This is a genomic window from Roseateles sp. (assembly GCF_046300915.1).
In the GTDB taxonomy this organism is placed as follows: domain Bacteria; phylum Pseudomonadota; class Gammaproteobacteria; order Burkholderiales; family Burkholderiaceae_C; genus Kinneretia.
The window spans coordinates 1-18097 of record NZ_JBKCLH010000085.1 but is presented as its reverse complement, the minus strand read 5'-3'; the positions used below and the strand labels follow the sequence as shown (position 1 = coordinate 18097).

Below are 18097 nucleotides of genomic sequence, written 5' to 3'. Positions count from 1 at the left end.
CGGTCTGGTGGATGTGTACCGCCAGCTGCACCCCGACACCACGGACGCCTGCTACACATGGTGGAGCAACCGCGGCCAGGCCTACGCCAAGAACGTGGGCTGGCGCCTGGACTACCACTTCGCCACGCCCAAGCTGGCCGCGCTGGCGCAGCGCGCGGCGATCTACAAGGACCAGAAGTTCAGCGACCATGCACCGCTGACGGTGGACTACGACTTCAAGCTCTGAGTCACAGCCCGCAGCCCAGGGCCCGCCCCTCACCACTTGACGATGCCACGCATCACCTTGAGGCCGCCGCGTAGCGTGGAGCCGCCATAGTCCCGGGCCAGACGTAGCAAGGTGTCGTGGAAGCCGAGATTTGGAAACGCGGCTTCCACGGCAGCAATGTCCGATCGGGCCAAACCCTTGCGCAGCAGGCCCTTCGAGGCATCGATCCAGTCCGCCTTGCGGCAGGCCTCGACCACTTGCGCATGCGGCCCGCGATAGGGTCGGATCTTGTGGTGCCAGTGAATGGTGTTCCTCAGCAGCACTGGATCCAAGCCCCAACCCAGGCGCTGGTTGTCTGCCAGCGCCGCAGCTTCCGAGGGTTCGAGATAGGCCAACTCGCGGTCGGTCCACAAGCCGATGTCGTGGTAGACGAAGGCTGTCTCCACCAGTCTCTCATGCGCGGGATTTCCATCCAGGAAATGCATCGCATAGCTGATGCATCGATAGACATGGTTGCGATAACCCGGCAGATCGGGGCCGATCTGGCTGGCGTAAGGCGCAAGCAGGGATTCGACAAGCGGGCGGCGGGTCTTGATCTCAAGGGGCGACATGAAAGGCTCGAAGGCTATGCTGAGAGACTGAACGCGGGGATCTTCCACCGCGTTCAGTAGAAGCAACATGTTCCAGACTTCGCCGGGCCCCAACCAGGGCCGGTTGGGCCAAACATCGCTAGCATCAGGCCAAACACAGCCTCGCAGCCCTTCCGTGATGGCCTCTTCCACGTCCTACGCCCCTCTCTCGGTGGCTGTTATCGCCTTTGAAGGCATCAGCCCCTTCCACCTCGCCGCGCCCTGTGTGGTGTTTGGCGAAGCTCATCCCGGCATGCCACGCATCGACTTCAAGGTCTGCGCGCAAGTGCCCGGCCTGCTCAAGACCCCCAACGGCTTCGACATTCGAGTGGCTCATGGGCTGGAGGCCCTGAAGGGGGCCGACATCGTGATCGTGCCGAGCTGGCCCGCACCGGACCTCGCGGCACCCGCGGCCGTGCTGGAGGCCCTGCAAAAGGCGCACGCGGGAGGCAGCCTGATGCTGGGCCTGTGCCTCGGCGCCTTCGTGCTGGCCCAGGCAGGCTTGCTGGATGGCCGTCAAGCCACCACACACTGGGCTCACGCCCAGGATCTGCAGCGCTTGCACCCCAGCGTGGAGCTGACGTCCGATGTGCTTTATGTGGAAGATGAGCGCGTTCTCACTTCCGCCGGCACCGCGGCGGCGCTTGACTGTTGCCTGCATCTATTGGGCCAAAGGCTGGGCCACGGCGTCGCGGCGCGAGTGGGCGAGCGCCTTGTGAGTGCGCCCCATCGCATTGGCAGCCAGGTCCAGCGCCTTGAACTGCCCCTGCCCGCCACGAGTCGCCAGGAACGTGTCAGCGCCTTGCTCGGTGTGCTGCAGTTCCGACTCGCCGAGGCGCATTCACTGGAGAGCTGCGCCGCTGCGGTACATATGAGCCGCCGCACCTTCACAAGGCAGTTTCGCCAGATCACCGGGCTGAGCCTGGGAGACTGGCTGCTGCAGAACCGGCTGCAGCGAGCCCGGCAGCTCTTGTCGGAAAGCGATCTGGGCCTCGACGCCATCGCCGCGAAAGTCGGCCTGGGGTCGAGCGTCTCGATGCGCAAGCACTTCAAGCAGCACACCGGCATGACGCCACAGCATTGGCGCAGCCAGCAGCGAATCCGTGCCGACATCATGAGCCAGTAGGCCGTGCCATGAGCGGCTGACACCGCCCTTCAGATCGGCAGCGGCTCGCCTCTCAGCTGTGCTTCCAGCAAGGGCAGGAACTGACGCAGCCGGGCCGGCATCAGACGCGAGACCGTCACCAGATACACCGGCACGGGCCTGAGCCGCCACGCGGGCAGTACCGGCAGCAAGCGCCCGGCCGCGACATCGGGCGCGACCAGCAGCTCATCCAGGGCGGCAATGCCGGCCCCACGCAGGACCAACTCCCGCTGCATGCCCATGCTGCCCGCCACAAAACGAGCCTGCACGGGCACGGACAACGACGACGACGACACCTCGGCCTCGCGCCGCTGCAAGTGCCACTGCGGCTGGGCCAGGCTGCGGCGCAGGCCGACGAGCAGGTGGTCTGCAAGATCTTGCGGCTCCTGCGGGCGTGGCTTGCCCGCGAGGTAATCCGGCGAGGCATACAGCGCCCGGCCCAGCTGTCCCAGGCGCCGGGTCACCAGGCTGGCCTCGGTCGTGGGGCCCAGGCGTATGGCGGCATCAAGCTGCTCGCTGAACAGATCGGCATAGCGCGCACTCAGATCCAGCTCCACCCCCACATCGGCATGACGCCGCGTGAAGGCCAACAGCGGCTCTGGCAGGTACAGGCTGGCGAACTCTGGCGTGCAGCTCAGACGCAGCACACCGCTCACCCGGTCCTGCAGCACGGCCAGATCCGCATGCGCCTGCCGGGCCTCCTCGACCAGCGGTGAGCAACGGGCGTAGTAGGCCGAGCCCATCTCGGTGAGCTCCACACGGCGGGTCGTGCGGTTCAGCAGCCGACTGCCGATGGCTGTCTCCAGCTTGGCAATGCGGCGTGACAACGTCGAGGCGGGCAGGTCCAGACGCTCGGCAGCGCGCGAGAAGCTGCGCGTGTTCACCACCTCCACGAAGAGCGCGATATCGCTGAGATTGGGCTCCACGACTATTCCAAAAATGAAATATTAAGTTTTCTTAAATCTATTTATCTTGATTTTGCACGAATCTAGACTGCCGCTCGTCAAGATCACCCACCTCACAAAAGCACCCATGAACTCCCAAGACAGACGCCACTTCATGGCCGGCAGCGCCGGTGCCATGGCCGCACTGGGCGGCCTGGCCGTCGGCTCGGCGCCAGCCAACGCTGCCCCCTCGAAACCCGCCCGCAACAGCAAGGACCTGCCCATGATGCAAGGACACGCCGCCTGCAAGATCGACAACACCGCCGTCGTGCTGATTGACCACCAGGTCGGCACCATCGGCTGGGCCGGCGAACTGGCCAACGACGAAGAGCGCCAACAGCTCAAGATGTGGGTGCGCGTGATGGCCGGCTTTGCCAAGTCGGCCGGCATGCCCGTGGTGCTGACCAGCAGCCTGGAAAATGAAGCTCAAGGCCCCCTGCTGCCTGAGTTCAAGACCCTGCTGCCCCAGGAATACGAGGCCCGCGTCCAACGCACCGGCGTGATCAACGCCTGGGACGATACGGCCTTCGTCAAGGCCGTGCGGGCCACCGGCAAGAAGAACCTGATCATGGGCGGCTTGACCACCGACGTCTGCCTGGTGCCGCCAGCCCTGTCGGCCAAGGCCGATGGCTTCAACGTGGTGGCCCTGATGGACATCTCGGCTGCCTGCACGCGCATTGCGGCGCAGAACTGCCGCGAGCTGCTCGGCAAGGCCGGCATCGATCTGATGACCGTCACGCCCATGATCACCAGCCTGCTGGGCAACTACAAGAACCCTGCCTCGGCGGGCTTCTTCAAGGCCTTTGAGCGCGAGGGCGTGTTCCAGGCCTTCGGCAAGGGCAATCTGCGCTGAGAGGTCCCCGGTCCCTGCGGCTTGGCCACGGGGACCGGCACAACATCATGACCAGCTTCAGACACCTGCTGTCGCGCACACGGGGCCAGTCACAGGGCTCCATCACGCGCCTGATCGACCCCTACGTTCTGGGCGAGAAGCTCAAGCCCTTCATTTTTCTCGACTACTTCGAAGGTCGAGTCCAAACTGGTTTTGGCTTCGGCATGCACCCGCACTCGGGCCTGGCAACCCTGACTTGGCAGCCCCACACGGACGTGCGCTATCACGACACCACCGGACAAAGCGGCGTTCTGCCCGCTGGCGGCGTGGAGTGGATGAACGCAGGCGGCGGTGCATGGCATCGCGGACATCTGTTGGGGCAAGGATTGGCGCGAGGCATACAACTCTGGGTGGCCATGCCACCTGAGATCGAAGAAGCCACGGCTGTGGGCCTGTACATCCCCCCTGCTGCCGTCCCGCTGCAGGCCTTGCCCGATGGACAGATGCGTGTGCTGCTCGGACGCTACGGCAGCAGCGGCAGCAGCATTCCCGCGCACCAGGACATGTTCTGCGGGGTACTGGAACTGCGAAACGCCACCGAATACCACGTGGACGTCCCCTCCGAACACGATGTCTGCTGGGCCTGTCTCTTCGAAGGACAGGCCACGATTGCAGGGGTTCGCGCTAGCCGCGGTGAATTGCTGGTGCTTGGAGGCGCAGGCAGCATCCGGGTCAAGAGCTCCGGACCTGCCGCCGTGCTGATAGGCACAGCCAGGCGGCACGAGTTCCCTCTGGTGCTCGGCGGTAGCTCCGTGCACACCAATCCGAAGTCTCTGATCCGGTCTCAACACCGCATACGGCAGCTAGGCCGCGAACTTGTACAGGCTGGTCAGCTGTGAGGTCTGCTGCCTGCCCTCAACCCTGAAGGGTCAGCAAGCTTTCATCCCAGTCGGGATGCTTGTCATAGCCCAGCAGATTCGCCGTGGTGGCCGCCACATTGGACAGGCCGGCTTCGGGCGTCTGCTTCAGGCCCAGCTTCAGGCCCGGGATGTTCTGGTACAGGATCAGGGGCACCGGGTTGAGCGTGTGCGCGGTCTTGGCCTTGGGGCTGCCGTCCTTGTTGAGCGCGGGCTGGCCGGTCTTCTTGTCCAGCTCGAACATCTCGTCGGCATTGCCGTGGTCGGCCGTGATCAGGGCCACGCCACCGGCGGCGTCCACGGCCTTGAGCAAGCGCCCCAGGGCAAGGTCCACGGCTTCGATGGACATGGTGGCAGCGCGGAAGTTGCCGGTATGGCCCACCATATCGCCGTTGGCGAAGTTGCAGCGCAGCAGCTTGTGCTGGCCGCTCTCCAGGGCGGCGACCATCGCATCGGTGATTTCGGCGGCCTTCATCCAGGGGCGCTGCTCGAAGGGAACCACATCGCTGGGCACTTCCAGATAAGTCTCACCCTCGAACTTGCCCGAGCGGTTGCCGTTCCAGAAGTAGGTCACATGGCCGAACTTCTGGGTCTCGGAACAGGCGAACTGGCTGATGCCCATCTTGCTGAACCACTCGCCCGAGGTGTTCTTGATGGCGGGCGGCGCCACCAGAAAACGCGCGGGCAGCTTCAGATCGCCGTCGTACTGCAGCATGCCGGCAAACACCACCTTGGGGCAGCGCTGACGCTCGAACTTGTCGAAGCCAGCGCCCTCCTCGAAGGCGCGGGTGATCTCCAGCGCCCGGTCACCGCGGAAGTTGAAGAGCACCACCGCGTCGCCATCCTCGATGGTGCCCACGGGGCGGCCGTTCTCGGCGATCACGAACTCGGGCAGGTCCTGGTCGATCACGCCCGGGTGCTGGGCGCGCAAGCCCTCGATGGCCGCCGCGGCCGAGGCGAACTGCTGGCCCTGGCCCAGCACATGGGTCTTCCAGCCGCGCTCCACCATGGGCCAGTTGGCGTCATAGCGGTCCATGGTGATGGTCTGGCGGCCGCCGCCCGAGGCAATGCGGGCGTCAAAGCCGTCCGTGCTCAGCTCGGCCAGCAGGGACTCGAAGGGCAGGACATAGTCCAGGGCGCTGGTCTCGGGCACATCCCGGCCGTCGATCAGGGCATGCACGCGCACCGAGCGGATGCCCTCCTGCTTGGCGCGCAGCACCATGGCCTTGAGGTGGTCGATATGGCTGTGCACATTGCCATCAGACAGCAGACCCATGAAGTGGATGCGCCCCGTGCCGGCCTTGGCCGCGGCCACGATCTCCTGCCAGGCCTGACCCTGCCAGAGCTCGCCCGAGGCAATCGAGTTGGCCACCAGGGCCGCGCCCTGGGCATAGACCTGACCGGCACCCAGGGCGTTGTGGCCCACCTCGGAGTTGCCCATGTCATCGTCCGAGGGCATGCCCACCGCCCGGCCATGGGCGCGCAGCTGCACATGCGGGTAGCTGGCGAAGAGGCGGTCCAGCGTGGGCTTGTTGGCGGCGTCAATGGCGCTGCCCGCGCCGGTCTTGGACAGGCCGTAGCCGTCCATCACGATGAGCACGACGGGGCCAATGGCGGCGCGGGTCTCGGAAAGGGCTTGAAGGGTTTGCAGCATGGAATTTGCCTGGGGAATGAGCTTGCGGTTCACCGCATGTGAACAGCCGCCATTCTGACCCAGGGCCAGGCCGCGGGGCGCCGCGCGCCGGTAACTCAGCGGAACACGCCGATCGCATCGGCCAGCAGCTCGGCCTGCTGGCGCAGGCTCTGCGAGGCCGCGGCGCTCTGCTCCACCAGGGCGGCGTTCTGCTGGGTCACCTGGTCCAGATGCCCCATGGCCGTGCCCACCTGCGCAATGCCCTGCGACTGCTCGCGGGTGGCCGCGCTGATCTCGCCGATCAGATCCGAGACCCGTCGCACCTGGGCCACGATGTCCTCCATGGACTTGCCGGCCCGGTCGGCCAGGGCCGTGCCCACCTCCACCCGCTCCACACTGCTGCCGATCAGCACCTTGACCTCGCGCGCCGCCTCGGCACAGCGCTGCGCCAGCATGCGCACCTCGCTGGCCACCACGGCAAAACCGCGGCCCTGCTCGCCGGCGCGGGCCGCTTCCACGGCGGCGTTGAGCGCCAGGATATTGGTCTGGAAGGCGATCTCGTCGATCACGCCGATGATGTCGGCCATCTTGCGGGAGCCGGCCGAGATCTCGCCCATGGTGGCCACCACCTGGGCCACCACGCTGCCGCCCTGGGCTGCCGACTCGCGCGACACCCCGGAGATCTGGGTGGCCTGGGCCGCCGTCTCGGCATTGTTGCGAACCGTGGCGCCCAGCTGCTCCATGGAGGCGGCCGTCTCCTCCACGCTGGCGGCCGACTGCTCGGTGCGCACGCTCAGGTCCTGATTGCCCACCGAGATCTCGGTGGCCGCGGTCTGCACGCTCTGCGCCTGCTGGCTCACATCGTCCACCAGCCAGCGGAACATCAGGCCCAGCTGGCCAACGCTGCGCAGGGTCATGCCGATCTCGTCCACGCGGTCCATGCGCAGCACCTCGCGGCTGGCGCCGCTGGCCACGGCCAGGGCCTGTTCGCGCAGCAGCTCCAGGGGCCGCGCCAGCTGGCGCTCCAGCAGCAGGGACATGAGCAGGGCCGCCAAGCCGCCCACGGCGGCAAAGCTCGCCAGCTGAGCCGGGCCGCCTAGCAGGCCGCCCGCCAGGCTCAGGCCCAGCCACAGTGCCAGCATGTTCAGGCGGATGCGGCTGCGCACCGAGATCGTCTTGCCCAGGGTGAACACGGCCTTCCAGCCCCGCTTCAGCAGCACGCCCTTGTGCAGGCGGATGCCGGTGGCCCGCCCCTCGCGCATCTCGCGGTACAGGGCCTCGGCCGCGTCCACTTCCTCGCGCGAGGGCTTGGTGCGCACCGAGAGATAGCCGGTGTGGCGCCCCTCGCGCACCACCGGCACCGCATTGGCGCGCACCCAGTAGTGATCACCATCCTTGCGGCGGTTCTTCACCAGGGCCGTCCAGGGCTCGCCGCCCTTGATGGTGGCCCACATATCGGCAAAGGCCTCGGCCGGCATATCGGGATGGCGCACCAGATTGTGGGGCTGGCCCCTGAGCTCCTCGCGGCTGAAGCCGCTGGCCGCCACGAAGGCGTCATTGGCATAGCTCACATGGCTGCGGGTGTCGGTGGTCGACATCAGGGTGCAGTTGTCGGGCAGCGGGTACTCGCGCTGTGTCACGTGCGACTTCAGGGGCATGGGGTCCGTGGGATCAGCAAAGGCAGGCCAAGGCCGCTCCGGGCAAAGCATCGCCGGGGCAGGCCGTTCAGGAACTCAGAGAGGGCGGGGCGCTGTCAAGAAACCGGGGCGAAGGTCCGAAGCTGCGCGGGCCGCATGGGCTGATGACGACCTGGCCGGCCGGCAACCCCGCTGTCGTGATCCGCCTGCACAAAACAGTCGAACGGTAGACCGGAAGCTTTGCGACCCCGTCTTTCAAGCGGGTGTGCCATTGAGCATGTGGGCGCGAATTGTCATTGACACAGATCGACACACACTCAAAGGCCGAGCCCCACCATTCCATGACCAGCCAGCGGCGTGAAATGCTCCACACCGGGCAGGAAGGGACTGGGCCGGCGACTGTGGCCTAAACACAGCGCCCACTCGGCAAAGGGCGCAAAGCGCCCTATAAGCTGAGTTGGGACCGCAACAAGCCAGGGCCGCAAAGGCCCACCACCCAAGGAGACAAGTCATGAACGCAAGCGCTTGGAGTTTCAGGCGTCGCATCGGCCTGCTGATTGCCAGTGCCGTGCTGGGCATTCTGGCCATCGTGGGCTACAACGCCGCCAAGTCCTATCAGTCGGTGATGGAGCAGCGCAGCGAGGTGCTCAAGGCGGCCGTCGAGTCGGTGCACAACACCGTGATGCACTACCGCAAGCTCGCCGTGGACGGCAAGCTGGCACAGGATGCCGCCCAGGCCGCGGCGCGCGAGGCGGTGCTGGGTGCGCGCTTCGGCGGCAAGGACAGCCGGGCCGAGTACTTCTATGCCTGGACCCTGGATGGCGTGAGCGTGGCTCACCCCGTCAAGCCCGAATGGGCCGGCAAGAACATGGCCGACAAGATCAAGGACGGGCAGGGCCGCTACACCCTCAAGGACATGGCGGCCGGCCTGCGCAGCAGCGGCGCCAGCGGCCGCGCCTTCGTGGACACCTATTTCCCGCGCCCTGGCGGCACCGAAGCCCTGCCCAAGCTGCAGTACGTGATCCAGGTCGAGGGCTGGGGCTGGATGGTGGGCTCGGGCCTCTATATGGACGATGTGATGGCCGAGGTCTGGCGCGCCGTGCTGCAGTCGCTGGGGGTCGGCCTGCTGGGTGTGCTGGCGGTGGGCCTGATCGGCCTGGCCATCATGCGGGGCGTGCTGCGCCAGCTGGGCGGCGAGCCCGCCCAGGCGATTGCCGCCATGCAGGCCGTGGCCCAGGGCGATCTGAATCTGCGCATTGCCGACCCGAATGACCCCAGCCTGATGGGCCGGCTGCAGGCCATGGTGGACTCGCTGCGCCAGACCGTGGGCCAGGTGCGCGGGGCCACCGACTCCATCAGCACGGCCGCCGGCGAGATTGCGCAGGGCAATCACGACCTGTCGGCACGCACCGAGCAGACCGCCTCCAATCTGCAGCAGACGGCCAGCTCCATGGAGCAGATGAGCGGCACCATCGCCCAGTCGGCCGATACCGCACGCCAGGCCAACCAGCTGGCCGTTTCGGCCGCCGAGGCCGCGCTGCGCGGCGGCCAGGTGGTGGAGCAGGTGGTGCGGAGCATGGACAGCATCACCCAGAGCTCGCGCAAGATCGCCGACATCATCGGCGTGATCGACGGCATTGCCTTCCAGACCAATATCCTGGCGCTGAACGCGGCGGTGGAAGCGGCGCGTGCCGGCGAACAGGGCCGCGGCTTTGCCGTGGTGGCCGGCGAGGTGCGCAATCTGGCCCAGCGCAGCGCCGAGGCGGCCAAGGAGATCAAGAGCCTGATCGGCACCTCGGTGGGCAATGTGGAACAGGGCGCCACCCTGGTGGAGCAGACCGGCCAGGCCATGCAGGACATCGTGGCCAGCGTGCGCCGGGTCTCCGACCTGATCGGCGAGATCGCCGCGGCCTCCAGCGAGCAGCGCGACGGCATCCAGCAGGTCAATCAGGCGGTGACCCAGCTCGACCAGATGACCCAGCAGAACGCTGCGCTGGTGGAACAGTCGGCCGCGGCCGCACAGTCCATGCGGGATCAGGCACAGCGTCTGGCCGAGGCCGTGTCGACCTTCAAGCTGGGCTGAATGAGCTGCCGGGCGGCCCCCTCAGGGGCTGCCCACCAGCGCGGCGACCTGCTCCTCGGACAGACGCATGGGCAGCGCCTGCGCCGGCAGCAGGGCCACGATGGCGTAGTCATCGCGCGCACTGTCGCGCAGCTGCGGGCTCAGGCGCGGCTCGCCGGCCGCATTGGTCAGCGCGGCCACGCGCGGCTGGTGGGCCTTGTCGCCCACGCCCACCACCAGCCCCAGCTCGCCCGAGGCCAGCCGCACCACGCTGCCCGGCGGGAAGATGCCGAAGGCCTTGATCACCGCCGCCGCCAGGGGGCTGGTCTCGGCCATCTGGTGCAGCTCGCGTCCGGCCTGCTGGGCGCTCATGGCGGGCCGGTTGGACCGGGCGCTCAGGCGGGCGGTATAGACATCGGCATAGCGCAGCATCTCGGCCAGCTCGCCCACATCGCTGAGCTTGCGCGGATAGCCCGAGCCGCCGCTCACCTCATGGTGCTGGATCACGGCCTCCAGCCAGTCGGCGTCCTCGATACCGGCCTCGGCGAGCATCTCGGCGCTGCGTATGGGGTGCTGATGGATCTGTTCGCGCTGCAGCGCCGTGAGCGGCGAGACCTGGGTGGCCAGCTTGGCCTGCAGGTCCAGCATGCCCAGGTTCATGGTCAGTGCCGCCTGGAAGGCGCGGCGCTGGGCCGCCGCATCCCAGCCCAGATAGCGCGCCGCCGCGTGGCAGGCCGTGGCCGCATGAATGGAGTGATCCACCCCATAGTGCCCCCCACCACCCTCGGGCTGGCGCACCACCTGCGCAAGCGCCACATTGGGCGCGCTGTCGATCAGGGACATCAGCAGATCGGTGCTGCTGCGCACCGCTGCGGCCAGCTGATCCGACCGCGTCCCCAAGGCGCGCCGCACATCCCCGCCGGCCTGCTCCCAGGCGGCAGGCAGTTCGGCCGCCGAGCGGCGCGTCGGCCGCTTGCTGCGCACCGGCTGCTGCATGGCACGCGCCAGCTCCTCCACCTCCACCAAAGCGCCGCGCTGGAACAGCTCGGCGAGCTGTGCATCGTCGGCGATCACCTGCCCTCTTGCGAGCAGCAGCATGCGGCCGGCATCACGGACGCTGAAAGGCAGCGGCTCGCCCAGCACGATGCGATTCTTGACGGAGGCAAGCGAACAGACACGCATGACAGGCGCAGGAGCGGGAGCGGAAAAGGGATGGGCGCCCGCTGTGCTGCGGGTCTGGAGTGCTTCTCACTCTACATCGGTTACGCGGACGCCAACTTGACAAACAGACCGTCCAGCGGCCACTTGGCACACCACCAGAGCCGCTATTCGCCCGCCGCAGCCCTGCGCAGCCGTTTCGGACAAGCTCAGTCGCGCCCGCCCTCTACGGGCAGCCCTTCCGCGCGCCAGCGCAGCATGCCGCCGCGCAGATTGGCCACGCGCTCCAGGCCGGCCTTGCGCAGGAGCACCGTGGCCTGGGCCGAGCGGGCGCCGGAGCGGCAGATGGTGACGATAGGGCGGCTCGCGTCCAGCTCGACGATGCGCGCACCGAGCTCACCCAGGGGCAGCAGGCGCGCGCCGGGCAGATGGCCCAGGGCGTCCTCGAACTCCTCGGGCTCACGCACATCCAGCAGCTGCAGACCGGCCGTGGGAGACAGGCGCTCCACCAGGGTGGCAGGGCTGATCTCCCAGATGCCGCCAAAGCTCAGCTCCAGCGGCGCCCAGTCGGGCTCGCCGGCCTCGGCCTGCTCCTGCTCGGGGCGGCCGCAGCGCAGATTGGCCGGCACGGCGATGGCCATCTGCTTGGGGTGAGGCAGGCCCAGATGGTTCATATAGCCGCTGAAGTCAGCCTCGCTGGCATCGCCACCCAGGCGCGGGTTGTAGCGCAGCTCCTCGGCCACGCTGGTGACGGTGAGGCCGCGGTAGTCATGGCCCGGATAGAGCAGGCAGGCCGGCGGCAGGCTCAGGATCTGCTCCCGCACCGAGCGGTAGAGCTGGGACGCACTGCCCTGCTGGAAGTCGGTGCGGCCACAGCCGCGGATCAAGAGGGCGTCGCCGGTGAAGGCCATGCTGTGATCATCCAGCACATAGCTCAGGCAGCCATTGGTGTGGCCCGGCGTGGCGCGCACTTCCAGATAGCGCCCGCCAAAAGCCACCTTGTCGCCCTGGCTCAGCAGGCGGTCGGCGTTCTCGGCGCCGGCCGCGGCCGAGAGCAGGATGGCGCTGCCGCTGCGCTGCTTCAGGCGCCAGGCCGCCGTCACATGATCGGCATGCACATGGGTGTCCAGCGTGGCCACCAGGCGCAGGCCCAGCTCGCGCAAGAGGGCCAGATCGCGCCGCTCCTGCTCGATCACCGGGTCGATCAGCACCGCCTCGCCGGCATCGCCAAGCAGGTAGGTGTAGGTGGATGAGGTGGGGTCGAAGAGCTGGCGGAAGATAAGCATGGCGGGGCAGGAACAAGGGCTGAGGCCCTCACTTTAGCCCTGCGGCAGATCGGCGGCCAGGCCTCGCAGCTGCTGCTCCAGCAGCGGTGCCAGGGTATTGCGCAGCACCGCCTCGCGGGGTGCGCCCTGCAGCGCATCGTCCAGCTGATGGGCCAGCTGCAGGTGGGCAAAGCCGTGAACCACGGACCACACGGCCAGCAGGCCCTGCAGCTGCGTCGCGGACAGTGGCGCCTGCGACGGCAGCCGGTACAGCGCCCGCATGCCGTCCTCCAGCACGCCATAGGCCGCCCGGCCGCTCTGCCGCAGCTGCGCGTCATGGTTGTCCTCGCAGCGGAACATCAGCCCGAAACGACCCGGGTAGCGCAGGGCAAAACCCACGTAGCCCAGGCCCTGCTCGCGCAGCCGCGCGATCGGGTCGTCGCCGCCGCGCGCATTGCCGGCCTCCAGCGCCTCGCGCAGTCCGTCAAAAGCCTGGATCGCCACCGCGGTCAGCAGGCCATGAGCATCGCCGAAGTGATGGGCCGGTGCGGCCGGGGACACGCCCGAGCGGCGTGCCACCTCGCGCAGCGAAAAGCCCTCCAGGCCGCGCTCGGCCAGCAGGCCCTCGGCCGCCTCAAGCAGGGCTTCGCGCAGCGCGCCGTGGTGGTAAGCGTCTCGCGGCGCAGCGCTGCGGGCGCGTGGAGGTTTCGGGGGCGAGGCGGGCATGAAAGAAGGAAAAGAAGGAGGGGAACTTGACAGCGTTCAAATCATAGTCGAGACTGCATCTGAACAATGTTTAGATAAATCCATGCTCATCCCCCTGCTCGAACCCGACACCGTCTTCAACTACGGCAGCCGCCTCGCGATGCTGGGCTGGCTGCTGCTGGCGCTGTCGCCGCAGGGTGCGCGCTGGACGACCCGCGCCCGCTGGATCAGCGGCCGGCTCATCCCCGGCCTGCTGGCCCTGGCCTATGTGGCGCTGTTCCTTCAGAACGGCATGGGCGATGGCGGCTACGACTCGCTGGCGGCCGTGCGCCGCCTGCTGGACCAGCCCGCCCTGCTGGCAGCCGGCTGGTTGCACTACCTGGCCTTCGACCTCTTCGTCGGCCGCTGGATCGCCGAGCGCTGCGGCGCGATGGGTGTGCACCACCTGCTGCTGCTGCCGCTGCTGGCACTGACCTTTCTGTTCGGCCCGGCCGGCCTGCTGGCCTATGCGCTCTTGCGCGCCGGCTGGCCGCGCCGTCCCGAACCCACCCCTGCACAGCCTGCTTGAGGAGCCACGGATGCAAGCCCTGACCCTGATCCCGTCGACCGCCGGACCGAGCTGGTGGCGCGAACTGCTGCGGCGCGAGCGCCGGCTGGCGCTCTACGGTGCCCTGCTGCTGGCCCTGGTGCTGCCGATGGCCCTGGCCTGGAGCCTCGATGCGCGTGAGCTGCGCGGGGCGAACGTCTGGATCAAGCCGATCAAGTTCGCCCTGTCCATCTCCCTGCTGGCCTGGACCACGGCCTGGTTCGCCGGCCACCTGCCGGCCGCGCAGCGCCAGGGCCGGACGCTGAGCGCCCTCGTGGCACTGCTGATCGCGACCGCCAGCTTCGAGTTCATTTACATCACGCTGCAGGCGGCCCTGGGCCAGGCCTCGCACTACAACACCGGCGATGCCTTCCACGGGCTGATGTACACGCTGATGGGCCTCGGTGCGCTGCTGCTGACCGCCACCCAGCCCTGGCTGGCCTGGCTGCTGTGGCGTCACCCGGATCCGCGCCAGCCGCCCGCCTTGCGACTGGCCATGCTGCTGGGCCTGGTGCTGACCTTCGCCCTCGGGGCCAGCGCGGGCACGCTGCTCGGCCCGCGCCAGCCCCCCGAGGGAGGCCTGCCGCTGCTGGGCTGGGTACTGTCCGGCGGCGATTTGCGGCCGGCACACTTCCTCGGCATCCACGCGGCCCAGCTGCTGCCGCTGCTGGGCCTGCTGTGGCCGCAGCGCGGCTGGGTCTGGGCCTGCGCCAGCGCCTACACGGCCGGCTTTGCCGGGCTGGTCGCGCTGGGTCTGTCCGGCACCTGAACACCGCGTGTCGCGAGGGCGGCCGTACGGCGCCTTGCGGGAGCGTGGCTTATGCGGGACTGCCTTGACCGTGGCAGGCACAGGCCTCGCCATGGGCGGCGGCCACCAGCTCCTCCAGGATGCCGCAGCCATGGTGGGCATGGTCGGCGTCGCAGCGCGCGCGCAGGGCCACCAGCTGCTTTTCCAGGGCCTGCATGCTGGCCAGGCGGGCGCGCACCTTGGTCAGCTGGGCCGCCACCAGGGCATCGACCTCGGCCAGGCGGCTCGCGTCCGTGGTCTGCAGGCTCTCCAGCAGCAGGGCCACATCGGCCAGGGACATGTCCAGCGCCCGGCAGTGGCGGATGAAGGCCAGGCGCTCCAGATGCTGCTGGGTGTAGGCGCGGTAGCCGTTCTCGCTGCGCGCGGGCGCGGGCAGCAGGCCGCTTTTCTCGTAAAAGCGTATGGTTTCGATGTCCACCCCGGTGGCCTGGGACAAGGCGCCGATTCGCATCATGATGATCCGAGCATAGCTTGACTCTGGAGTTGCTACAGACTGTGCAATGAGGCCATGGCTCATCAACACCACCACGCCCACGACACCCTGGCCGCCCCGGCCTCCGCCTGCTGCGGCGGCCATGAGCACCCCACCCAAGCCGCAGCCACCGCCAGCGCGCCGCCACCACCGCCTGCAGCCGCCGCGGGCCAGCGCCGCAGCCGGCTGCACATCGCCGGCATGGACTGCCCCACCGAGGAAGCCCTGCTGCGCCAGGCCCTGGCCCCCCTGCAAGGCGTGAGCGCCCTGCATTTCGACCTGATGGGCCGGGTGCTGAGCGTGGATCACAACCTCAGCGACGAGGCCCCCCTGCTGCGCGCCATTGAAGCCACCGGCATGCAGGCCAAGGCGCTGGAGGCTGCCGCCCAGCCCCCGGCCCCCGCGCCCGCCGTCTCGCGCCGCCAGCGCTGGATGATGGGCCTGGCCGGCGTGGCCGCCGTGGGTGCCGAGGCCCTGGCCTTTGCCGGCTGGGGCGACCGCCATCCCGCGGTCATCGCCCTGGTGCTGGCCACCCTGCTGCTGGGCGGCCTGCCCACGCTGCGCAAGGGCCTGATCGCCCTGCGCCATCTGCAGCTCAATATCCATCTGCTGATGAGCCTGGCCGTCATCGGCGCCATCATCCTGGGCCAGTGGCCCGAGGCCGCCATGGTGGTCTGGCTCTTCGGCCTGGCCGAGATGCTGGAGGCCCTGAGCCTGGAGCGCGCGCGCAAGGCCATCCAGGCCCTGGCCGAATTGGCGCCGGAGAGCGCCCTGATGCTGCAGGCCGACGGCCAGTGGCTTGTGCGCGAGGCGGCGAACATTCCCCTGGGCGCGCGCCTGCGCCTGCGCCCGGGCGAGCGGGTGGCGCTGGATGGCCGCGTGCTCAGCGGCGAGTCCAGCGTGGACGAGGCCGCCATCAGCGGCGAAAGCCTGCCCGTGGCCAAGGGCCCGGGTGACCTGCTGCTGGCCGGCAGCGTCAACCAGGCCGGCCTGCTCGAGATGGAGGTCACCGCCGCCAAGGGTCAGACCTTGCTGGACCGCATGGCCGAGGCCGTGCAGCAGGCCCAGGGCCAGCGCGCGCCCACCCAGCGCTTTGTGGACCGCTTTGCCCGCATCTACACGCCCATCGTGGTGCTGGGCGCCGTGGCCCTGGCCCTGCTGCCGCCCCTCTTGATGGCCGGTCAGGACTGGAGCACCTGGTTCTACCGCGCCCTGGTGCTGCTGGTGATCGCCTGCCCCTGCGCCCTGGTGATCTCCACCCCGGTCACCATCGTCAGCGGCCTGACCGCCGCCGCGCGCCGCGGCCTCTTGATCAAGGGCGGGCTCTATCTGGAGCAGGGCCGGCATCTGAAGACCATCGCCCTGGACAAGACCGGCACCCTGACCGAGGGCCGGCCGGTGCTGAGCGAGGCCCTGGCGCTGGAGCCCGCGCTGGAGCGGGGCCAGGTCTTGCATATTGCTGCCTCCCTGGCCGCGCTCTCCACCCACCCGGCCTCGGCCGCCATCGTGGCGGCGCATGAGGACCAGGCCCAGGCCCTGCCCCTGCTGGCGGTGGAGGGCTTTGAATCCCTGGCCGGCCGCGGCCTGGCCGGCCGCATCCAGGGCCAGACCTGGCTGCTGGGCAGCGCGCGCCTGATGCGCGAGCGCGGCCTGCCCGATGGCGGGGCCGAGCGCGAGCGCCTGGAGGCCCAGGGCCAGACCGTCAATGTGCTGGCCCGCGAAGGCCTGCCCGTGGCCCTGCTGGCCGTGGCCGACCCGCCGCGTCCGCACAGCGCCGAGGTCATCCGCCAGCTGCACGCCCTGGGCCTGCGCTGCGTGATGCTCTCGGGCGACAACCCCGGCGCCGCGGCGGCCGTGGGTCGTGCCGTGGGCCTGGATGTGGCCGGCGGCGAGGTGCGCGGCGGCCTGCTGCCCGAGGACAAGCTGGCCGCCATCGCCCAGCTGCCGGGCCCCGTGGCCATGGTGGGCGACGGCATCAACGACGCGCCCGCCCTGGCCCGCGCCGACATCGGCATCGCCATGGGCGCGGGCGGCACGGCCATCGCCATCGAGGCCGCCGATGTGGCCCTGATGCAGGACGATCTGCGCCGCCTGCCCGAGTTCATCGCGCTCTCGCGCCACAGCGCGGCCGTGCTGTGGCAGAACATCGCGCTGGCGCTGGGCATCAAGGCCGCGGTGCTGCTGCTCACCCTCTTCGGCCTGGGCTCGCTGTGGCTGGCGGTGTTTGCCGATGCCGGCGCCAGCGCCCTGGTGGTGCTCAACGGCCTGCGCCTGCTGCGCTGGCGCGCGCCCCGGCCGCAGATGACGGCGGCGTAATCCCGCAGCCGCCACGCCGTCATTCCCCGCCGCTACACTCCGCCCCCATCATGCTGCGCCGTCTGGTCCTGATCCTGATGCTTGCCCTGCTGCCGCTCCAGTGGACCTGGGCGGCCGCGGCCAGCGTCTGCCAGCATGAGGAGATCGTGGCCACGGCGGACGGCAGCCTGCCCAGCCCGCATTTCGGCCACCACGTGCATCAGCACCAGGGTGATGAGGAGGCCGGCCCGAACGAGCAGGACCTGGACTGCCCCAGCTGCCATCTCGGCACGCCCGCCCTGCTGATGCCGCGGCTCGATCCCCAGCCCCCCCTGCTGGCCGCACACGTGGCCACGCCCTACCAGCGCTCCATCACCGCCGGCCTGCCCGAGCGCCTGATCCGACCGCCCCACAGCCCGCTTCTCGCCCGCGATTGAGACGCCACGGTCCGCCTGCCGGACCGTGCCCATCCATCCCGCCGCCGGGCCTGCCGTGCCCGGCGCTGAGAGAAGGCTGTGCTTTTCATGTTGACAAGATTCCGGACGGGCCTGCGCCGTCTGAGCGGTCGTACCGGTTTGGCCGGCCTGGCGCTGCTGAGCGCCGGGGCCCTGGCCCAGGCGGACACGCCCCCCATCACCCTGGCCCAGGCCTTCGAGGCCGCCTGGGCCCGCCAGGCCGAAGCCCTGAGCGCCCCCACCCTGCGCGAAGCCGCCCGGCAGCAGGGCCAGGCCGCGCGGCGCTGGAGCGCCGAGCCCCCCACCCTGGAACTGAGCCTGGCCAGCGCCCGCTCTCTGGGCCGCAACAG

The 18097-nt window shown here is 69.0% G+C and carries 17 protein-coding genes, 1 pseudogene and 1 riboswitch; of the genes and pseudogenes, 10 read left to right on the top strand and 8 right to left on the bottom strand.

The genetic code is table 11. The annotated features are described in order from the left end of the window. Window positions 1-226 (top strand): endonuclease/exonuclease/phosphatase family protein (locus ACK5F2_RS06645; RefSeq protein WP_409863664.1); only part of this gene is annotated, 226 nt, incomplete at its 5' end. Window positions 227-255: 29 nt separating this feature from the next. On the opposite strand, the gene ACK5F2_RS06640 is transcribed toward ACK5F2_RS06645, so the two are convergent. Next, window positions 256-885, bottom strand: coding sequence for a hypothetical protein (locus ACK5F2_RS06640; RefSeq protein WP_409863663.1), 630 nt, complete (start codon window positions 883-885; stop codon window positions 256-258). An 88-nt stretch (window positions 886-973) separates the two neighbouring features. Between ACK5F2_RS06640 and ACK5F2_RS06635 the strand changes: the two genes are divergently transcribed. Then, window positions 974-1960: a GlxA family transcriptional regulator gene (locus tag ACK5F2_RS06635; RefSeq protein ID WP_409863662.1), complete on the top strand. Its 987-nt coding sequence runs from the start codon at window positions 974-976 to the stop codon at window positions 1958-1960. A 29-nt stretch (window positions 1961-1989) separates the two neighbouring features. Here ACK5F2_RS06635 and ACK5F2_RS06630 read toward each other — a convergent pair whose 3' ends face one another. Beyond that, the gene (locus ACK5F2_RS06630; protein ID WP_409863660.1) at window positions 1990-2904 is read right to left on the bottom strand and encodes a LysR family transcriptional regulator; all 915 of its coding nucleotides are present in this window, start codon (window positions 2902-2904) and stop codon (window positions 1990-1992) included. Window positions 2905-3010: 106 nt separating this feature from the next. Here ACK5F2_RS06630 and ACK5F2_RS06625 point away from each other — a divergent pair, with 106 nt between their 5' ends. Next, entirely contained in the window at window positions 3011-3775 is a 765-nt protein-coding gene (locus ACK5F2_RS06625) for an isochorismatase family protein (RefSeq protein WP_409863659.1), read from the top strand. Window positions 3776-3822: 47 nt separating this feature from the next. Continuing rightward, window positions 3823-4653 carry a pirin family protein gene (locus ACK5F2_RS06620; protein ID WP_409863657.1) on the top strand — a complete coding sequence of 277 codons (831 nt, stop codon included), beginning with the start codon at window positions 3823-3825 and terminating at the stop codon, window positions 4651-4653. Window positions 4654-4669: 16 nt separating this feature from the next. On the opposite strand, the gene gpmI is transcribed toward ACK5F2_RS06620, so the two are convergent. Further along, on the bottom strand, window positions 4670-6325 hold the full coding sequence (gpmI, locus tag ACK5F2_RS06615) for a 2,3-bisphosphoglycerate-independent phosphoglycerate mutase (protein WP_409863656.1): 1656 nt from the start codon (window positions 6323-6325) through the stop codon (window positions 4670-4672). Window positions 6326-6420: 95 nt separating this feature from the next. Further along, on the bottom strand, window positions 6421-7962 hold the full coding sequence (locus tag ACK5F2_RS06610) for a methyl-accepting chemotaxis protein (protein ID WP_409863654.1): 1542 nt from the start codon (window positions 7960-7962) through the stop codon (window positions 6421-6423). Window positions 7963-8120: 158 nt separating this feature from the next. Beyond that, a riboswitch (cyclic di-GMP riboswitch) is annotated at window positions 8121-8221 on the bottom strand. 231 nt (window positions 8222-8452) lie between these two features. Here ACK5F2_RS06610 and ACK5F2_RS06605 point away from each other — a divergent pair. Beyond that, window positions 8453-10024 (top strand): methyl-accepting chemotaxis protein, encoded by a 1572-nt coding sequence (locus tag ACK5F2_RS06605; protein WP_409863652.1) that lies wholly within the window; start codon window positions 8453-8455, stop codon window positions 10022-10024. A gap of 21 nt (window positions 10025-10045) precedes the next feature. On the opposite strand, the gene ACK5F2_RS06600 is transcribed toward ACK5F2_RS06605, so the two are convergent. The 3 genes from ACK5F2_RS06600 to ACK5F2_RS06590 all read right to left on the bottom strand — a co-directional run bounded on the left by ACK5F2_RS06600 (window position 10046) and on the right by ACK5F2_RS06590 (window position 13152). Next, complete coding sequence (locus ACK5F2_RS06600) at window positions 10046-11185, bottom strand: HD-GYP domain-containing protein (protein ID WP_409863651.1); 1140 nt, start codon at window positions 11183-11185, stop codon at window positions 10046-10048. Window positions 11186-11370: 185 nt separating this feature from the next. Continuing rightward, window positions 11371-12447 (bottom strand): MBL fold metallo-hydrolase, encoded by a 1077-nt coding sequence (locus tag ACK5F2_RS06595; protein ID WP_409863649.1) that lies wholly within the window; start codon window positions 12445-12447, stop codon window positions 11371-11373. A gap of 33 nt (window positions 12448-12480) precedes the next feature. Further along, window positions 12481-13152, bottom strand: coding sequence for a TetR/AcrR family transcriptional regulator (locus ACK5F2_RS06590; RefSeq protein WP_409863648.1), 672 nt, complete (start codon window positions 13150-13152; stop codon window positions 12481-12483). 82 nt (window positions 13153-13234) lie between these two features. On the opposite strand from ACK5F2_RS06590, the gene ACK5F2_RS06585 reads away from it, so the two are divergent. Then, window positions 13235-13699, top strand: coding sequence for an ABA4-like family protein (locus ACK5F2_RS06585; protein ID WP_409863647.1), 465 nt, complete (start codon window positions 13235-13237; stop codon window positions 13697-13699). A gap of 10 nt (window positions 13700-13709) precedes the next feature. Then, entirely contained in the window at window positions 13710-14486 is a 777-nt protein-coding gene (locus tag ACK5F2_RS06580; RefSeq protein WP_409863645.1) for a hypothetical protein, read from the top strand. A 49-nt stretch (window positions 14487-14535) separates the two neighbouring features. On the opposite strand, the gene ACK5F2_RS06575 is transcribed toward ACK5F2_RS06580, so the two are convergent. Next, window positions 14536-14976: a Cd(II)/Pb(II)-responsive transcriptional regulator gene (locus ACK5F2_RS06575; RefSeq protein WP_409863666.1), complete on the bottom strand. Its 441-nt coding sequence runs from the start codon at window positions 14974-14976 to the stop codon at window positions 14536-14538. Window positions 14977-15033: 57 nt separating this feature from the next. On the opposite strand from ACK5F2_RS06575, the gene ACK5F2_RS06570 reads away from it, so the two are divergent. The 3 genes and pseudogenes from ACK5F2_RS06570 to ACK5F2_RS06560 all read left to right on the top strand — a co-directional run. Then, window positions 15034-17313, top strand: a complete 2280-nt coding sequence (locus ACK5F2_RS06570) for a heavy metal translocating P-type ATPase (protein WP_409863644.1) — start codon at window positions 15034-15036, stop codon at window positions 17311-17313. A gap of 50 nt (window positions 17314-17363) precedes the next feature. Then, complete coding sequence (locus tag ACK5F2_RS06565; RefSeq protein ID WP_409863643.1) at window positions 17364-17729, top strand: hypothetical protein; 366 nt, start codon at window positions 17364-17366, stop codon at window positions 17727-17729. Window positions 17730-17816: 87 nt separating this feature from the next. Beyond that, a pseudogene (locus ACK5F2_RS06560) lies at window positions 17817-18097 on the top strand (transporter); the annotation flags it as partial.